General features: G+C 68.5%; 18 protein-coding genes. 13 read left to right on the forward strand and 5 right to left on the reverse strand.

Going from position 1 to position 17,314, the window contains the following annotated elements:
- The first annotated feature begins 519 nt into the window (after positions 1-519).
- Positions 520-1,176 (forward strand): SDR family oxidoreductase, encoded by a 657-nt coding sequence (locus tag IE244_RS08290; RefSeq protein ID WP_191871993.1) that lies wholly within the window; start codon positions 520-522, stop codon positions 1,174-1,176.
- A gap of 117 nt (positions 1,177-1,293) precedes the next feature.
- Here IE244_RS08290 and IE244_RS08295 read toward each other — a convergent pair whose 3' ends face one another.
- The 3 genes from IE244_RS08295 to IE244_RS08305 are packed head-to-tail and all read right to left on the reverse strand — an operon-like array spanning position 1,294 to position 2,170.
- Positions 1,294-1,506, reverse strand: coding sequence for a hypothetical protein (locus IE244_RS08295; protein WP_191871995.1), 213 nt, complete (start codon positions 1,504-1,506; stop codon positions 1,294-1,296).
- Positions 1,507-1,547: 41 nt separating this feature from the next.
- A complete protein-coding gene (locus IE244_RS08300; RefSeq protein ID WP_031167006.1) occupies positions 1,548-1,772 on the reverse strand; it encodes a hypothetical protein in 225 nt (74 codons plus the stop codon).
- Positions 1,773-1,816: 44 nt separating this feature from the next.
- Entirely contained in the window at positions 1,817-2,170 is a 354-nt protein-coding gene (locus tag IE244_RS08305; protein WP_191871997.1) for a DUF6233 domain-containing protein, read from the reverse strand.
- A 265-nt stretch (positions 2,171-2,435) separates the two neighbouring features.
- On the opposite strand from IE244_RS08305, the gene IE244_RS08310 reads away from it, so the two are divergent.
- Complete coding sequence (locus IE244_RS08310) at positions 2,436-3,008, forward strand: DUF4232 domain-containing protein (protein WP_191871999.1); 573 nt, start codon at positions 2,436-2,438, stop codon at positions 3,006-3,008.
- Positions 3,009-3,417: 409 nt separating this feature from the next.
- Here the strand turns inward: IE244_RS08310 and IE244_RS08315 are convergent, their stop codons facing one another.
- Positions 3,418-4,008, reverse strand: a complete 591-nt coding sequence (locus IE244_RS08315; RefSeq protein WP_191872001.1) for a hypothetical protein — start codon at positions 4,006-4,008, stop codon at positions 3,418-3,420.
- A gap of 1,223 nt (positions 4,009-5,231) precedes the next feature.
- Here IE244_RS08315 and IE244_RS08320 point away from each other — a divergent pair.
- The 3 genes from IE244_RS08320 to IE244_RS08330 all read left to right on the forward strand — a co-directional run bounded on the left by IE244_RS08320 (position 5,232) and on the right by IE244_RS08330 (position 7,178).
- On the forward strand, positions 5,232-6,044 hold the full coding sequence (locus IE244_RS08320) for a hypothetical protein (protein WP_191872003.1): 813 nt from the start codon (positions 5,232-5,234) through the stop codon (positions 6,042-6,044).
- 193 nt (positions 6,045-6,237) lie between these two features.
- A complete protein-coding gene (locus tag IE244_RS08325; protein ID WP_191872005.1) occupies positions 6,238-6,828 on the forward strand; it encodes a Shedu anti-phage system protein SduA domain-containing protein in 591 nt (196 codons plus the stop codon).
- Complete coding sequence (locus IE244_RS08330; RefSeq protein WP_191872007.1) at positions 6,825-7,178, forward strand: hypothetical protein; 354 nt, start codon at positions 6,825-6,827, stop codon at positions 7,176-7,178. Before IE244_RS08325 ends, IE244_RS08330 begins: the two co-directional genes overlap by 4 nt.
- 516 nt (positions 7,179-7,694) lie before the next feature.
- Here the strand turns inward: IE244_RS08330 and IE244_RS08335 are convergent.
- Positions 7,695-8,033 (reverse strand): DUF6233 domain-containing protein, encoded by a 339-nt coding sequence (locus IE244_RS08335; protein ID WP_191872009.1) that lies wholly within the window; start codon positions 8,031-8,033, stop codon positions 7,695-7,697.
- Between the two features lie 1,384 nt (positions 8,034-9,417).
- Here IE244_RS08335 and IE244_RS08340 point away from each other — a divergent pair.
- The 8 genes from IE244_RS08340 to IE244_RS08375 all read left to right on the forward strand — a co-directional run bounded on the left by IE244_RS08340 (position 9,418) and on the right by IE244_RS08375 (position 17,303).
- Positions 9,418-10,155 (forward strand): GntR family transcriptional regulator, encoded by a 738-nt coding sequence (locus IE244_RS08340; protein WP_191872011.1) that lies wholly within the window; start codon positions 9,418-9,420, stop codon positions 10,153-10,155.
- An 843-nt stretch (positions 10,156-10,998) separates the two neighbouring features.
- Complete coding sequence (locus IE244_RS08345) at positions 10,999-11,259, forward strand: DUF6284 family protein (protein ID WP_191872013.1); 261 nt, start codon at positions 10,999-11,001, stop codon at positions 11,257-11,259.
- Entirely contained in the window at positions 11,256-11,585 is a 330-nt protein-coding gene (locus IE244_RS08350; protein ID WP_191872015.1) for a hypothetical protein, read from the forward strand. Before IE244_RS08345 ends, IE244_RS08350 begins: the two co-directional genes overlap by 4 nt.
- 32 nt (positions 11,586-11,617) lie before the next feature.
- Positions 11,618-12,178 carry a hypothetical protein gene (locus IE244_RS08355; RefSeq protein WP_229854001.1) on the forward strand — a complete coding sequence of 187 codons (561 nt, stop codon included), beginning with the start codon at positions 11,618-11,620 and terminating at the stop codon, positions 12,176-12,178.
- Entirely contained in the window at positions 12,175-13,182 is a 1,008-nt protein-coding gene (locus tag IE244_RS08360; protein WP_191872019.1) for a DUF2637 domain-containing protein, read from the forward strand. The genes IE244_RS08355 and IE244_RS08360 overlap by 4 nt, the downstream gene beginning before the upstream one ends.
- Entirely contained in the window at positions 13,182-13,520 is a 339-nt protein-coding gene (locus IE244_RS08365) for an RRQRL motif-containing zinc-binding protein (protein ID WP_191872167.1), read from the forward strand. The genes IE244_RS08360 and IE244_RS08365 overlap by 1 nt, the downstream gene beginning before the upstream one ends.
- Positions 13,521-14,469: 949 nt before the next feature.
- Positions 14,470-15,195 carry a hypothetical protein gene (locus tag IE244_RS08370; protein WP_229854002.1) on the forward strand — a complete coding sequence of 242 codons (726 nt, stop codon included), beginning with the start codon at positions 14,470-14,472 and terminating at the stop codon, positions 15,193-15,195.
- Positions 15,196-15,197: 2 nt separating this feature from the next.
- Complete coding sequence (locus tag IE244_RS08375; protein ID WP_191872021.1) at positions 15,198-17,303, forward strand: hypothetical protein; 2,106 nt, start codon at positions 15,198-15,200, stop codon at positions 17,301-17,303.
- The last annotated feature ends 11 nt before the right edge of the window (positions 17,304-17,314 follow it).

The raw sequence follows: 17,314 nt of genomic DNA on the forward strand, positions 1-17,314 counted from the left end.
GAGGGGCCTGGGCCTTCTCGGCCAGTCCTGAGGCAGCTGGGTCGACCTGAGGTCGCCGGTCGCCACGCGGTATCCCAGCCGCGCCGCCTGAGGTTGCTCGGGTAGCCACGAGGTACGTGAGCGGGCCCGGCGCCGCTCGGATTGCCACGAGGTATCTCCGAGACGGGCCCAGCACTGCTCGGACTGCCGCGAGGCACCTCCGAGCCGGCCTGACGCTCCTCTGGCTGCCACGAGGCGGCCTCCGAGACGGGCCTGGCGCTTCTCGGGCTGCCACGAGGTGCAGGAGCGGCCCTGGCGCTGCTCGGCTGCCACGACGTAGCCGGCCCGCCTTGCCCCCCGGCGGGCCGTCGTGGCGTTGCTGGTGCGGGTGTTGGCGGCCTGAGGGAGCGCGGATCATGCGCGCGCCGGGCAGGGGCGTGTGGCGCCAGGCGCGCGATGGCGGGCGTGCGCCCGGCGCGCTCCGGCCGTGCCGGTTAACTCGTGCGGCGGATGCGCCCCTCCCGGCGTACGGTCGGAATCATGCGCATTGTCATCGCTGGTGGTCATGGTCAGATCGCGCTGCGGTTGGAGCGTCTGCTCTCCGCGCGCGGAGACGAGGTCGCGGGGATCATCCGCAAGAGGGAGCAGGGCGACGATCTGCGGGCGGCCGGTGCCGAACCGGTCCTGCTCGACCTGGAGTCCGTCTCGGTCGAAGAGGTCGCGGCGCACCTGCAGGGCGCCGACGCGGCGGTCTTCGCGGCGGGCGCGGGCCCCGGCAGCGGCACGGAACGCAAGCAGACGGTGGACAGGGGCGCGGCGGTGCTGTTCGCGGACGCGGCCGTCCGCGCGGGCGTACGCCGTTTTCTGGTGGTGTCCTCGATGGGCGCGGATCCCGCGCACCAGGGCGAGGACGTCTTCGACGCGTACCTGCGCGCCAAGGGCGAGGCGGACGCGTACATCACCCGCCAGGAGGCCCTGGACTGGACGATCCTGCGCCCCGGTTCGCTGACGGACGACGCGGGCACGGGTCTGGTCCGTCTGGAGGCGAACACCGGGCGCGGCGCGATCCCGAGGGACGATGTCGCGGCCGTTCTCGCGGAGTTGGTGGACACCCCGGCGACGACCGGCCTGACGCTGGAGCTGATCAGCGGATCGACACCGGTGTCGGTCGCGGTGAAGTCGGTGGCGGGGAACTGAGACCGCTCTCCGCCCCTCGAAACGACCGAACCCGCCACCCCGGCCTCGCCTGCTGCCCGCTGTCGCCCCGTCAGGCTCCGTAAGCCGGCTCCCGGCTCCCCCGGCTCCGATCCGCACTCAGAACAGCGTCAGCTGCCCGGGAAACTCCGGTACCGCGTAACCGTCCAACGTCGGCTGGACGGCGTCTGGTTGCGCCTGCCGCCGGGATCCGGTGCAGGAGACGAGCTCCCCGCTCTGCCGCGCCCCGGACGGGTCGTGCCGCGCGAAGCGGCCGGCGACGACGGCGATGTCACGGCGGCACACGGGACAGGTTCTGCGTGGGGAGGACATGCCGTCAGTGTGCCCGCGGCGGCGCGCTGGCGACACCGGCGTCAGGTGCGGGTCTCGGCTTCCCAGCGGTCGGGTCCGACCCCGCGCCAGTCGATCAGCGGCGAGTCGGCCACCTGCTCCGGCTCGATCTCCAGCCCCGCCCGGCGCAGGAACTCCACCAGGTCCCGCACGCTGTGCGCCAGGCCGAGAATCTCGCCGTCGACCCGGACCCGGCGCCCGCCGGTCGGGGACGGCAGGTGCACGATGATGGGTCGTTTCCCGGCCATGGCTCCAGCATCGTCCGGACCGCCCGGGGCCGCACCCGGACCGGTCATTCCAGAAGCCCCAGCGCGGTGTCGGGCCGGCACAGCGGGCACGCGGGGACACCTCCTTCGGTGAGGGCCCGTACCGCCTGGTCGCGCCCGACTCCCTTGCTGCGTCCGCCGGCGCTCGTACAGCCACCGAGGTGGACGTACACGGCGCTGCTGCCGTTGAGACCGCGCTCGATCAGCCACTCGGGCGCGGCCTGCCGGGACGCGAGGCGGCGGCGCCGCTCGGCCTCCCTGCGTTCCTCGTCCGCGATCCACCGGTCCATCAGCGCAAGCTGCCTCGCGGCCTGGTGTTCGACGACGCGGCGGGCGAAACGCAGCATGTCGAGACGCGTCAGCGGACGGTCTTCGTTCACGCGTTCGATTCTAGTGAAGAGACCGCGGAGTGCGACCAGCGGATGCGACTGTCCCGTGCCACTGGATCTTGAGCGTTCGCCATCGGACTTTGACGGACGCGAGTTTGTGTCATCGGATCGTCACCGTTCCGTCACAAGTAGTCGCCCCACGGAACCCTGCCGCTCTCCCGCCCCATCTGCACTCACGTACCACGACCACGCGTACCGCGGGGCAACAACCGACCACCGAAACCCGCGGACGAGACGACTCAGGGGGAACGACAGCATGCGGCACAGCAACGGCATTCGCAGGGCGGCTCTGGCGACGACGGCGGTCACGGCCGTCGCGGCGGCGGTGACCGGCATCCTGCCCGGCACCGCCATGGCGGCGAGCACCACCACCTCCACCCCGCCGCCCGCCTGCTCGGCCTCCGCCCTCCAGGTCAGCGCCTGGCAGGCCGCCCACCGGCCCGTCGGGACCGGGACCGGGGCGGCGGTCGTGCAGTTCACCAACGCCTCCGAGAGGACGTGCGTCCTGAAGGGCCATCCGACGACGGTCGCGGGCGCCGGCAACGGCTCCCCCACCCACAACACCCCGCTCAAGATCACCACCACCGGCAGGGCGGCCACCGTGACGGTCCGGCCGCACGGCAAGGCGTGGGTGAAGCTGACCTTCGTCCAGGTCCAGGGGGAGGCCGACGGCTACTGCGTCTCGGGCAAGACCCCGAAGGCGTTTCCGACGATGGTCATCGGGCTGCCGCACTCCGGGAAGCACCAGGTCGCCCTGAACGACGGGTGGTGGGCCGAGTGCGACAACAAGGTGACCGTCACCCCGGTCTCGGCGGTCAAGCCTTCCTGACCTGCACGTTTACGAGGTACGGCACATAAGTACAAATCAGCGGCTCAGCGCACCTTCGGTGCGCTGAGTCGCTGACCTGCGGTGATCAAACTCCGATGACACAAACTCGCGTCCGTCAAAGTCCGATGGCGAACGGTCAAGATCCAGTGGCACGGGACAGCGACCAGGGCCCCGACACGACGAGAGCCCCGTGACCTGATCTTGCAGGTCACGGGGCTCTCGTTCCCGTGTGGCGGCGCCAGGATTCGAACCTGGGAAGGCGAAGCCGGCAGATTTACAGCGGGCTGGTTTCACACTCCCTGAGCAGGTCTTTTAGCAGCTCCTAAACCTATCGGGGGACACCTGGGGGAAACTGCCTCTCAAAGGTCTCCGGAAAGGGCCGCCCTAGGAGCACGGCCGTGTCAGGCGCTCAGGCGCGGCGCCATGCTTCGAAGAATCGCTCGCGGTCCTGTGACGTTTCGAACTCCCGTCGGCTGGCCAGCGCGACGCGCCATGCACTCATCTCAGCATCTCGGAGCCACAGCTCTCCCCCGTAACCGCCACTGACTCCAATGGTGCCGTTGTCGAGGGCTGAGCCGATGACCTCTGCTACGGCGATGCGCTGAGAGGGCCCTAGCTCTGCCAGGAAGCTCAGGAGGCGGGAGGCGATGCCGCCCTCATTACCGTCATGCATGCGATCGAAGAAGGGGCCGCCCATGTTGGCAGGGTGGATGTTCCAGGCTGCGCTGCCCCCGACGTCGCGGATGCGCTCCCAGAAGCTCTTCCCTTCCGCGGTTCCCGGCAACGGAAGCGCTGCGAACAGGTCGATCAAGTGACCGTTGGCAGCGTGACTGTAGGCGGTGTCGCAGGTTGCAGCAGCGGCGATTCGGGCGACATGGCTGACAGTGAGGACACCGCCCTCGGGCCAGTCGAGCGGGGCATTGAGCTTTTCGGTGAGGTGCTGCTCTAGTTCGTCGGGCTCATCAGGCTGTTCGCTGGCGATACGCCGGTTCACGATCACGCTAACCCCCTGCGGTGCGGTCCGAAAGTCGGACCTGTCAGCATGCCAGCGCCGGGGATCTTCGACGTGGGGGATTCAAGACGAACTGGCCCCTACCCTGGCTACTAGGGCAGGCACTGACAACCTCGCGCCGCGATGGCGTGCCCTTGGAGCAGTGTCAGGGCCAGTTGAGCCGAGCGTCGTCTCGCTGGCGAGGTTGGTCCGCAGGCGGGTCGACCGTATAGCCGAGCTCGCGCAGCACTTCCGCTGCCGCCTCAGCCCACCGCGCCCTGCTCAAGGCGCGGGACGCCTGCGGCGTCGTAGACATCCCGCCCGGGCGCGAACAGGGCGTCACCGGCTTGACCACCCGGGGCGACTGTCCCTCTCCTCGACGAGGATCTCGCCCTTAGTCACGTAGCCGAAGAGCGGCCCGGGGTGCCAGTGCGTCGGTACACCGGGGTCACGAGGCGCCAGAGTGATCCGGACGGTGCTCGTGGCACTCGATCCGCTTGTTGCGCAGCAAGCGATGTCGGCCCCGATCGACCTCCCGAAATAGACGTCGACGCAGGGCTGGCCTGTTGTCGGACGTTCGTAACGTGTTGGTCGCCGTTGGTCACTCGTCCACGGCCCGGCCGAATTTCGATCTTGGCCCCGAGCAGCATGATTCCCACTGATTGTGCATCGAGTGCCGTCAGTCTCCTCTAGGCTCAGCGCATGGGATGGCAACAGGCCATGTGCTGGGGAGCGTTCGGCGGTTTCGCGATGGAGGCGCTTGACTTCGTGAGAGCCGTTCGCTGGCATCGAACGCTTCCTTGGAAAGTGGAGTCATCTTCTGTAGGTCCCGGGCCGGCTATCCCAACGCCCCGCAGGGAAGTAAGACCTGGGGAGGAAAACCTCCCCGCTCCGGGGGTTGCGGCGTACAGCGTGGCTGCACTGCTCCGCGTCGTCGTAGGCGGAGGCGTAGCGGCCGCCGTCGCTGCGAGCCCACCACATGCGGTGACACCGTGGATTGCGATGATCGTAGGGGCCGGAGCCCTTACAGTCCTTGAGAAGATCACGTCTCTTGTTCCACTCGTAGCACAGCTGGGTAGGGATGCAGTGATCGGAATGGTTGAACAACAGAGGGCACAACAAACACAGGTGCCCCAGCAGCCCCTATCGACTGGAAATTCACAGCCTAACCAGAACGCACCGGGGGCATCCAATCCGACCGATACACCTGCGAGCCCTGGGGGTGCCGTGTGATGGTCGCCGCCGAATCGTTCGGCGGGCGGGTGCTCGCAGTGCTGTCACGCCGGGCACCAGCCTTCCGTCCGCCAGATCTGCCTACAGGCCACGACGGACCCACAATGGGCGAAGGGTGCGATGATTCTCTCGATACACCCTCTTTCGTGCAGGCGCTATTGGAACGCGGCTACGCCCTGGATCGACGCTTCGATCTCAAACTTTCGAGCATCGAGAATGATGCAGAGAGGCTCGCCCTGCGTGATATCTATGGGAGTGTCCAAGAGGAGCTAATTCGGGGGAATACCGCCTTGACCATGGCGAGAAGCTACGCTTTGCGTGGAGAGCTGAGTTTCCGCCAGAGGAAAATCACGAAATGGATTGACCAAGCCAGCACATGTATGATTGCTATTGGCGGCCTATTTCTGTCCCCTGATGTCGGTCAGGGTGGTTGGGTCCACCCTTACGCTGGAGGGACAGCCATCCGGCTTTCCGAAAATCTCGAAATTCTGTCCTCGACCGTCTCTGCCATTCCACTTCGCAAGGCGCGAGTCCAGCTTCCCGCGGTGGCCGGAGTGATTGACGCCGTGCATGTTTCCATCTCCAGGGCATTCCGCAAGATCAGCAAAGCCAGGGACGACTTCACGGGGTCCGATCTAAGTGACGCCAACCTTGAAAGCGTCAATTTGACGGGACTCAGGTGGAGCGACTCCACTATCTGGCCCCCCGGTTGGGAAGAGCGTGTACGCCGATCGTCGGAAGAAAAGGAACCCGGGGTCTACGTCATCAATTCGAGCGGCAGTGGACAACCTTCCCGCACGCTCGGAGTGTGACAGCGAAGGTGTCTTCACTGACAAATTTGCCCGACGGCATCAGTTCAGGGGCCCGGACACTGTGTCCAGGCACCTGATCCCTTCATGACCCATGCTGTTGCAGCCTAAGTAACGGTCATCCAACCACCGACCGAGCCGCCCAGAGTGCTAGAAAAGCGGGACATGCCAAACGGTCAGTGTCTAGCCTTGACTCATGGAGAACCCCCAGTCGCCCACTAGGGCCGTCGGCTTTGACGCGATCGCTCCGGATACAGATCCACTCCGCCCGAGGAGCCATGCTTGGGAGGCGTACTCGGATTTGGCGCTTGCTGACTGGTACCGACTCCTGAGCCGGGATCCGGAGGAGGACGAAGTTCAGGTCTTCCTTGAGCTGCATCCATCAATGATTCCGGGCGGTAGTGGTGATATTGGCCCTGGTGGACACCACGGGTCGGACATGGGGGCAGTATTTCGACGGCCAAAGCTAATTGGCAGCGGAAGGACCTTCGAACCAGACTTCATGTGGGTCACGAGATCGTCAGGCCTTATCACGCCGATTCTCATCGAGATTGAGAAACCGTCAAAGCGTTGGTTCCGGAGAGACGGGCGCCCCACTAGTGAGTTCACGGAGGCCCACGATCAGCTAAATGACTGGCGCTCTTGGTTCGCCCGCGAGGGCAACCAGACCCTCTTTCGCGATAAGTTCCTTTTTCTTGGGGACAAGTACAAGGATCGACCGCTGGAGCCGCAGTACGTCTTGATCTCGGTCGAGAATCTGAATTTAAGCGGGGTGGTGGTCACATGAACCCCGACGAGCTGCGCTACAAAAGAGATCAGCAGCGAGCGAGAGATGAATCATTCATGACGTTCGATGCTTTGCGTCCTCGTTATGATCACCGTACCTCGATGACGTTGACAATGACGGCCTATGGGCCAGAGCTTCACGCGTTTTCTCCGGTGTACGGTACGAGCGCCTTTATCGGAGAAGGGGCGCTTCTTCTTGGAGATCCGCAAGCTGCCCTTTCTCGATCGGTCATGATGACTGATGAGCGGCGCGCCTACCTGATCAAGCGGTGGGCTTACTGGCAGGAAGATGAGCGCCGGAGAAGTGACGACCCTGACCGCATCGTGGCCCGCAGCTTGGGAACGGAGTAGACGCATCTTCGCACCGGCTCGAAGACGGTGAAAGTGCAACGAACGGGGCACTCGCGACCCGATCGCGTCACTGAGGCGGAGGGCGCCGACGCATGCAGGCGACGCATGCAGGAAAGGTCAAGACACGGCACACGAAAGCCCTGGCCGGGTTTCGTGTGACTGCGTCCCTGTTGCGTGGCCACGGGGCCCTTGGCGTCGAGGCGAGGGGGTGACGTGAGGAGCGGAAGTGCCAGACGCCAGCCCGCGCGGAACCTACGTTGCATTGCTGTGGCTGCCCTCGCGCTAATGACCATGAAGGACCGTCCCCACGAGCATGGGTGCAGCACACGATGAGTTCCAGTCAGGCTCATAGGGTCCTCGCGGCACACCGACGGCGCGTGCTCGCGTAGTGTCGCCGTGTGCTGGCTTTCTTTGGCCTGGACAACACCTCGATCGTTCTCAGCGCCGGCCTTGAGGAGTGGGCTCGAACTTTCGTGCGCTCGCGTCGGCTGCCCCGGGCCGCCGACCACGTAGCGCCTAGTCGAGGACGCCCAACTCGATGTCCGGTCGGCAGTGCGGACAGGCCGCTACAGCCTCGTTGAGCGCCCGCAACGCGGTCGACCGGTCCACGCCCTTACTCCGCCCGCCGGCGTTCCAACAGCCCCCGGCATGCACATACGCGGGGGCCGCGTCCCGATTCAGGCCGAGTTCCAGCAGCCAGTCGGGCGCCGGTGGGCGGGCCTGCTCACCCTGCCGCTGTTCCCGCTCGCGACGTTCCTCGTCGGCGATCCACCGGCGGGTGCGCGCGAGGTCGCGTTCCTGTACTCGCTCAAGGAAGCGGAGCAGCACGAGACGCGAAGAGGCAGGGTCGTCCACATGTTCGATTCTAGGCAGTACGCTACCCAGCAGCGCCCCAAGGGCGGTCGGCGGTAAGGAGGAGAATGCGGGACGACCTGCAGATCCTCACGGCTCTCGGCATCGACCCCGTCGCCCCGGATCCGGCACCCGATGGGCTGCGCCACTACTCCGTTGCCCGCGACCGCATCCACCCGCCGGGCCGCCATCGGCGCTCGGCTTGCGGCGCACCCGCCGTCGCCACCTGTCGACGATCGATCCCCGGCCTGGGCCTGCGATGGCAGGACTCGTCCCGCGACTGCATGGCGCCTTCATGCCTCCTCTGAGCCCGTGGCCCACGTCGCAGGGGAAGCGGGAAGGAGCCCAGTCACCGCCCTTGGGGCGTTCGGTCGGCGGCGTATCCGGAACGTGCGCAGCGCCTGCAGGAACTCCGCCGCCTTCTGCCGGTGATCGTTTTTGCCGCCGCCGTAATCGGCACCCATTCACCCTCGGGCCCGCAACGGTCTGACCAGGCACTACGCCGCGCCAGGAGTGCTGCGGCACGCTCGGCGTCAGCGATAGATCTGCATACGCCACGTTTCGCCACCCTCGCGAGCGCGTTAGCTGCACGTTTGTATTCGCCACCCCCGAAACGCCACCGATCGCGGTGATCATTCGCCAGGGAAATGTCGACAAAATGGCACCCGTGAGATCTTGATCTCTTGTGGGGTGCTGATGACTTGCGGTTACCTCGTGTAGGAGCAGGCACGGGAAGCAGCCTCCCGGCGCTCCGAGCTCCCGCGCATGCAGAAGGCCTGGCTTGGGATGCACCCCCAAACCAGGCCCCGTGCGCGGGACAGAGTGGGTCCGGCCGCCTAGCCGTCGGCCGGGCTCACTCACCCAACCAGTCGTCCGGCTCACCACTAGTGCGTCACAACAGGTGTTGCACGCATCCCGCGATGGCAGTCACCGCACTAAGAGTCACCACCGCTAACTCCACCCAATCCCGCTTGCGGCGTCGGCGGCGTTTCCTCTGTTTGGGTCGCACCATCTCCTCGGCTCCCGTCTGTTGTCGCTCTCGACCGGGTTGAGTCGCCAACCCGGCCGGACCCCACCCAGGACGAACGGGGCGTCTAGGCATGACAGAGCCGATTCCCTGGCAACCTATCGTGCGCTTTGGCGCGAACGAGGCCTGAGCGCTTAATCGCCACGGTTCGCCAGGAGTAGCCAGATGGAGAGCCAGGAGGGACGGGTGGAGGGCCGCACGTGTGTGCGGATTGGCGTAACGCCGCTGCGCAGCTGGCTGCCCATCGGCACCTCTCCCTGTTGGCGCTTGCGCGGATTCGTGGCCCTCCTGAGATGGGGTACCAGACGCGTCTGTGCCAAGCTGGTATTTGGAAACCACCCTAGGGAAGTGAGGAGCTTGATGGCGGAGACCGCCAGGGAGATCGCCGACGAACTGCGGGAACGCATTCGTTCAGGTGGCCTGCGTCCCGGCGCGCGGCTTCCCGGTGAGCCTGCCCTCGTGAAGCAGTACGGGGTGGCCAAGGAGACGGCGCGGCGAGCCCTCACGCTACTCGTGTCCGAAGGGCTGGCGGTCCGGCGGAAGGGGAGCGGCACCTACGTCAGGGAGTTCCAGCCGATTCGGCGGGTGGCAAACAAGCGGCTTTCCCAGGAGGGGTGGGGCGCCGGCCGATCCATCTGGAGCGCCGATATCGGCGACCGGCCGATGACAGTCGTTGCGCTTCGGGTCTATGAAGCCCCAGCTCCGGACGACGTGGCGCGCATCCTGGAGTTGGAGGAGGGCGCGGCCGTTGTGGTCCGCGATCGGCTGTTCGCCGTCGAAGGTGAGCCGGTTCAGGCTGCTGTTTCGTACCTACCGGCCGACCTCGTGCGAGCGTCTCCCATCACTCAGGAGGACACGGGGCCCGGTGGAACGTACGCGCGCCTGGCCGAACTCGGCGCCAAACCCGTCCACTTCGTTGAAGAACTCCGGTCACGCATGCCCAGCCAGGAAGAGACCGAACGTCTGCACCTGACCGAGGGGACGCCAGTGGTGGAGATCTACCGCACCGCCCTGACCGAGGACGGAAAGCCGGTCGAAGTGAACCGGATGCTGTTGGATGCCGGGGTCTACGTCATGGAGTACCACATCACCGGCTGACGCTGATCGAACCAGCCCTGGAGGGGCCCGCTCACCGCGGGCCCCTCTTTTCGTGCCCCATTGACCTCCCTAGGGAGGAGCCCTATAAATGTCCCTAGGGAGGTTCGTGACCCCGGGCTCTGGAAGGGGCTTAGCCGGCATGCACGGACGTCCGCTCGGTTCGGGATAACTCGCTTCCGCAGGGGCCCTGAGCTGGTCGTTCCTTGAGAACTGAACAGTGATCGTGCGGGGCTGACGCGGGAGCGGCGGTCACGGCAGGTGCCCAGGGCGAGGGTCCGGGGGCAAACCGCCGTGATGAACGTCGTTCTCCTCCCTATGCGCTTGGCAGGCGCCACCCGGTCTGGGGTGTGGAGAAGTGCAGCGGGGCCCCAACGCACGTGGCGGTAAGAGTGAGACCGCCCCCGTGGCGACCGGGTGATGTCGTCGGCGGCACGCCACCCTGCACCGATTCGTGCAGGCCGCCTGCTGGCGTCAGAGCAGCGACGATGACGCACCCGACTTTCCCGGCTCGGGGCCGGTGCGCTGCGGCAACGGTGCATCGGTGAAGCCGTGTCCCTGCGATCTGCAGGAGGTCGGTGTGACCCGACGACATACCCGAGGCGCCGCCGAGACCGGACCGGCCAGCGTCGCCTGAGCAGCTTGCCGGTCCGTCTTTCTGGCTTCGCAGTGCCTCATGCTGCGGCCGGCTGCCTCTCCCGCCCGTACGGGCCGCCTTGCGCGGGCCCCGGACGGACGGGAGCGCGGGGAGCTGGATGTTCCGACTCCAACGGCGCGCGGCTCCCGGGGGTGCCTCCCCGGGAGCCGCTATTTGGGCCGTTCCACGCTTCGAGAGGAACACGACCCATGAAGATTCTCTCCCTTTCCGTGTCGTCCGCGATCGATGCGGATGAGCTGGACCGTGAGCCGACGGCAGCGGAGCTGTGCGCGATCGTCGCTGAGACGCCTCTGATTGAGGCGGAGGTGGAGTTGCTGGATGTGCGGATTGCGCTGATGGACCGCACGCCGAGTGAGCTGGACAAGCGGCGGCTGCGCAAGGCGCTGCACCGTGTGCTGACGGCGCGGGCGGCGCTGGCCAACCGTGCGGTCTCGGGGGAGGCGGCATGAGCGAGGGGCTGCTACTGGACGGCCTGTCGGTGCCGCTGCGGGCGCTGCGCCTGCTGGCAGTGGACTTCGGGCACTTGCCGGCACCGGTGCTGGAGGTGACCGACATCTTCCCGAACCGGCTCAAGCTGCGCTTCCACGACGACTTGGGGACGTTCGAGTCGTGGCGTGCGGCGCTGGGCATCGCTCCCGACGCCGTGACCCACGGCACGCAGAACGGCGGCGGCACGCGCGTCCTCCAGGCGTCCGTCGAGTACGCGGGCGCCACGCTGGAGCTGGTGGCCTTCGGACAGATTCCCGCCCCGGGGTCGGACGGGGGTGCCGCGTGATCCGCATTGTCACCGCGGCGCGGCTGCGTCGCATGAGCGCGGAAACCGAGCAGGCCCGCACTCGTGCCCGTGAGGTGCACGGGCAGGCGGACGCCGCATGGGCCCGGCACATCCGCGAGTTGTGGGACCTGACGACGCGCGCTGAGACGGCGGAGAGTGACGCCGGAATCCAGCGTGACCACGTCTTCGAACTCGTGGCTGACCTCGAACGGGCGAAGGACACCTCCTCCGAGGTGGGCGAGATCCTCGCCAACGCCGTGAAAGAGCTGTCCGCCGCACAGCAGGAACTGCTGCTGAAGGACATCGAGATCCGCCGACTGCGCGCGGAGTTGCAGGCCGGGCCGGTGGAGGGGCAGACGCTGACAGTGCTGCTCCACCACGGTGAGCCGCACACCATCTACGCCTCGCGCGAGGACGCTCACGCCGACACCGCCACCCACGGGATGCCGGCGGATGCCGTGTGGCAGCGCTGTGATGAACGCCCGGCGGCCGCGTTCACGTGGCGCTGTGAGGCGTTCATCTACAACCCCGCATCCAACGGTTTCCGCCGCGCTCGCATGCCTGCGGCGAGGCCGGGTCAGGGGGCGGCATGAACAGCGTTCAGACCCGTTCAGCAGAACGCGCCCTGTCGTTGGGCACGTGGCTGATCGTGTGCGGGGCGATGCTCTACTCGATCCTCACCGTGACGCCGCTGATGGCGAAGCACACGGCCGATCAGTGGGCTTGGACGGCGCCGATCCTGCCGCTGGTGGTGGATGCCGCGGTGGTCATCGTGGTCAAGCTTGATGACGTGCTGGCCCGTCTGGGTGGGCACGGCGGAGCATGGCCCATCACGCTGCGGTGGATGACCGGGCTGATGACCCTGGCGCTGAACACAGCGGACTGCGCGTTGAGGAAAGACCTGGTGGGCGTGGCTGTCCACGCGGTGGCGCCGCTGCTGCTGATCGTCACCGCAGAGACTTCGCTGGCCTACCGGCGGGCGATCGCCGCGGCGGTGGCACGGCTGGAGAAGGAGCGGCGGGCCGAGCGCGAGGCGGCCGAGCGGGCGGCCTACGAGCGGGAGGAGGCCGCCCGCCGGCAGGCTCGCCAGGAGCGCGAGCACGCCGCGCAGTTGGCCCGTGAACAGCGTGAACATGAGGCCGTTTTGGCCCGTGAAGCCGCGGAGCGGGAGGAGCGGCGCTGGCTGCAGGAGCAGGAGCAGCGGGCCGCCCGCGAGATCGCGGAGCGCGAGGGCCGTGAACGCCGTGAACGCGAGCGTGAACAGCGCGAGCGGGAGCGTGAACGCACCGAGCGAGAAGCCGCCGAACGCCGCGCCCGTGAGAGCGCGGAGCGGGCGGAGCGTGAACGCCGTGAACAGGCCGCGCGTGAAGAGCGGGCCGAGCGTGAACGCGCTGCGCTGCTGCAGCGGGGCCCGGCCACGAGCAAGCTCCCGGAGGACGAAGCTCGCCAGATCGTGGCCGCCGCGTTCACCGCGGAACTGTCGGTGCGGTGCGCGGCAGAGCTGTGCGGCTGGTCGGTCGGCTGGGTCTCCGCCCGCTACGCCGAGCACCGCGACCCGGCCGCGGGCGGGGCTGAGCTTGCTATCGCGAGCCGTTGATGGCGGCGATCCCTGTCTATCGCTGGCGGCTCGCTCCTGAGGGGCTGGCTACCCGCCGCCAGCTGCGCGCGAAGGGGCTTCGGCCGGGCGGGCAGGATGTGGCCGCCCAGTTGGAGCGTCCGCGGCGCCGCCGGGGGCCGCTGGTCGCCTACCTCTACTCGATTGAGCACGCCAAGCCGGTCCGGCCGATGACGCCTGCGAAGCGGGCCGCCCTGGCCAAGGCGAACGCTGCGCGCCGTACCTGCCCGCAGTGCCGGCGGGATGCCGGATACGTCATCCCGCCCTCGCTCGGTGCGTGCGTGAGCTGCGCGTACCCCGAAGAACAGCGCGCCGCGTAAGCCCTGTTGGCAGGCCCGGCCGACTCTTCCACGACCCCAGCCGGGCCCTACTCCGCAAAGGAGTGCACGCAGTATGACGGAACTCAGCACTGAGCCGGTAGCAACCGAGGCTCTGACACACGAACCTCTCCTGTCCGCCCCGACCCCGACAGAACAGCCCACTGTTACGGCCGAGGTGGAGCACACCCCCGGTGGCTGGCCGGTCGTACCCCTCGCCCTGACCGGCACGAACACCACCGTGGGCACGGTCGCGGCCGCCTCCCTGGCCGGCGGCCCGGTCGCCGCCATCATCGCCGCAACCGGCGTCCTCATCCTGGGCACCTTCGCTACGACCCGTTCCCGCAACCCGAGCCCCCGACGTGAAGCGCGGCGGACGGCAGCACGCGCCGCCGGCCGGGCCGCCGGAAGGGCTGCAGCGCAGCGCACAGCGCCCCGAAGGCAGGGTGCCGGAACGGGCCGCGCCGGTGGCCGCCCAAACGCCTCCCGTACGAGCGGTGCGGGTGCCCGTGCCGGGCGAGTGCCCGGCCAGCACCGCCGTGGCCCCGGATCCCCGGCGCGCAACGGCACCGCCGCCGCGGGCCAGAAGCCCCGCCACCGCACCGGACACGGAGCGTCCGGCCGTGCGGCGGGCGCGGTCGGCCGGGGACTTGGCCGGGTGGGGCAGGTCAGGAAGCTCCGTGCGGCGCAGCAGGCCGCGGCCGGCACGCGTGCGAGCAAGCGGGCGCAGACCACTGCGGCACGTCGTGCGGTTGCCGATGCTCGCCGTAATCCCCGCGCTGCAGGTCAGACCGGCGCCACTCGCCATCCCGCCGGCCGCGGTGGTGCGGGCCGCCGCCTGCTCGCGGGCGCCACTCGCCGGGCGCGTGCGGGGAGGGATGCGGCGATCACCCGCAACCGGGCGAGGCGGGACGCCCGTGCCGGGGCCGCGGTCGACACGCAGCGTGCCGCGGTGCGTAGGGCGCCGGCGCGCAGGGCGGCCCGGCGGGCGCTGCGGCGTTCTGCGGCCCGGTTCCACGGCCGCCGCCTGCTCGCGGCCCTGCTCGCCTTCCCGATCGGGCTGTTGGGCTGTCTGACCACCTGGATCGGGCGCAGGCTCAACATCCCGTGGCTGATCCACCCCGGCCGCCGCCTCTACCGGCGCCTCGTGCAAACGGCCGCCGAACAGCGCGCCGAGCAGGACGAATCAACCCGCCAGCAGCTGCAGGAGCAGGAAGCCGCGGCCGATGCGGAGGCCTGCGAGGACGGCACCGACGGTATCGCCGACCGCGTTCAGCGGCCGGCCGCCGACATCCCCACCAGCACCACACCCGAGGTGAGTGAAGGAGAGCACGTGTCCGGTTTCCGGTTCGAAGAGGCCGCCGGTGAGATGGAGCAGGCCGCCAACTCCTACGAGCCCGACGACTGCATGGAGATCCTCACCATGGTCGAGGGGCTCCCGGCCGCGCTGACCAGCGTGGCGAACGTGATGAGGACCCTGGCCGAGCGCTCCGACAGCGAGTTCCCGCTGGAGAAGGAGATCGCCGACCAGTTCAACGACATCTTCGGTGCCCTGATGAGCGCGGTCGCGGTCGCCGAGGACATGGGCCCGCTGTTCCGGCAGGTCCACGCCCAGGACATCGCCCGCCATGAGGACCCCCGCAACGGCACCGAGGCCGAGAAGGGCTGGAACGTCTGACCATGGCCACCACCGCCACGAAGCAGCAGCCGAGTGGCCCGGTGCTGGACTGGAGTGCCGGTCACGGACCCGTGACCGGCGCTCTGTCCGCCACCACCGGAGCCTTCGCCGTCGCCGCCACCGGCGCCGCCACCGCCATGCCCCCCGGCTGGGCCCTCATGGTCGGCACGGCCGGGGCCCTCGGCCACACCATCGCCGGCCTGCGCGTCCGCAACGCCGGCCGCACCCTGGCCACCCGCGCCGCCTCCTGGCTCATCGGCGCAGGCTGGACCACCTGGGCCATGACCCACGGCCCCCTGACCTGGGCCGCCCTCGGATCCCTGGCCACCGTCGGCGTCGGCATCGGCGCCGCCGCCCGCTCGGTTGCCCTATATGAGGAGGCGCGGGAGGAAGAGGCGATCGCCGCAGAACAGCGAGCCATCGCGCGGGAGCTGTCCGCGGAGCGACGGGCGATCGCCGAACAGTGGGTGGAGCGGATCCAGCGGATCTGCTCCATCGCCGTGCGCGTGCTCGCGGTGGAGATGTGGCCTACCGGCACCGGCTACTCCCTGGATTTGGAGCCCCAGGGTGGCATCACCTACGACCGCGTCGCCCAGTACTCCGTAGCCCTGTCCGCGGACGCGAAACTGCCGCACGGCTGCACCGCCACCGCCTCCGCCGGCATCCACCAGGGCCGGGTCATCCTGGACGTGACCACGGTCAACGTCCTCAGCGAGGACTGCCCCTACCCCGACGACTACGGGCCCCTGTCGGTGCTGACCGGCCTGCCGTGGGGGGTGCGCACCAACGCGGACGTCGTCCCTGTCTACCTGCGTGAGCAGTGCGCGCTGGTCGTCGGCCCGACCGGTTCGGGTAAGACGAACCTGGTGCACACGATCCTGGCCGGCTTCGCGCGCGCTCAGGACGTGCTCACCTGGGTGATCGACCTCAACGCCGGATCCGCCGGCCTGCCCTGGGTGCTCCCGGCGTTGAACGGGGAGCTCCAGCGGGAGGACGGCCTGCCGGTCCGGCCCGGCATCGACTGGCTGGCCGCCTCGTACGACGAGGCCATGTTGATGCTCGATGCCGCGCTCGCCATCGGCCTGCACCGCAAGCGCGCGTATCAGGACCTGCTGGCCAAGGCGAACACCGACCTGCTTCCGGTCAGCGCGAGGATTCCGCAGATCATGCTGGTGATCGATGAGGGCGCGGAGATCCTGGTCAGCACCGACCGGGAGATGAAGCAGCTGGCGAAGAAGATCCTGGAGGTGATCCGCATGCTGCGCGCCATGGGTATCCGCACGGTGCTGACCGCCCTTGGCGCCACGGGCAGCGTGCTGGGCAACCTCATGATCCGCCGGGAGGCCAAGGTCCGCGTCGCGCTGACCGGTGGTGAGACCGAGGGCATGGACCTGGGCAAGATGTTCCCCGGCCGCCGCGGCCTGCGCGTCGAGCAGGCCCCCTACAAGGGATCGGGGTTCATGGGCACACCGGAGTCGCCGGCCGCGCTGTTCAAGGCCTGGCGGATCCTGCCCAACCAGATCCGGGACATCACCGCAGCAACATCCGACCTACATCCCTGCCTGGACGACATCTCCGCCAGGGCCGCAGGGCCCGCCTACGCCCGCCGCTGGGACGCCGAACGGACCGCATGGATGCGCGACCTCACCCCCGACGACCCCACCGACCCCGGCCCCGAGCCATCGGGATCCGCTGGGGGCGGGTTGAACCTGTCCGCGCTGCGTGGTCCGCGGGTGGAGCAGGCGTCGCCGGAGGATGAGATGCTGCGCCGCTTCCGGGAGCAGATCGACGCCCAGTTCGCCACCGCCCCCGACCCGAACACACCTGTGGAGCAGGTGCAGCCGGCCGCAGGGCAGGGGCTGAACCTGTCCGCACTGCGCGGCGAGCAGGACAGCCCCGCCCAGCAAGCCGCACTGGCCGTGCTGCTCGCGGCCGGCCCGGAGGGCACCGGCGCCTCCGCCATCGCCCGGGCGCTCGCCGACGAGTACGGCACCAACCGGCAGACGGTCGCCGGCTGGCTCAAGACCTGGGTCGAGGAAGGTACCGCCGTGCGCGTCGGCGAGGGCACCAAAGCCCGGTACGTCCACCACCGCCACGCACCCGAGTAGCTCGACCAGGG

Source organism: Streptomyces filipinensis, from assembly GCF_014649495.1.
GTDB classification, from domain to species: Bacteria; Actinomycetota; Actinomycetes; order Streptomycetales; family Streptomycetaceae; genus Streptomyces; species Streptomyces filipinensis.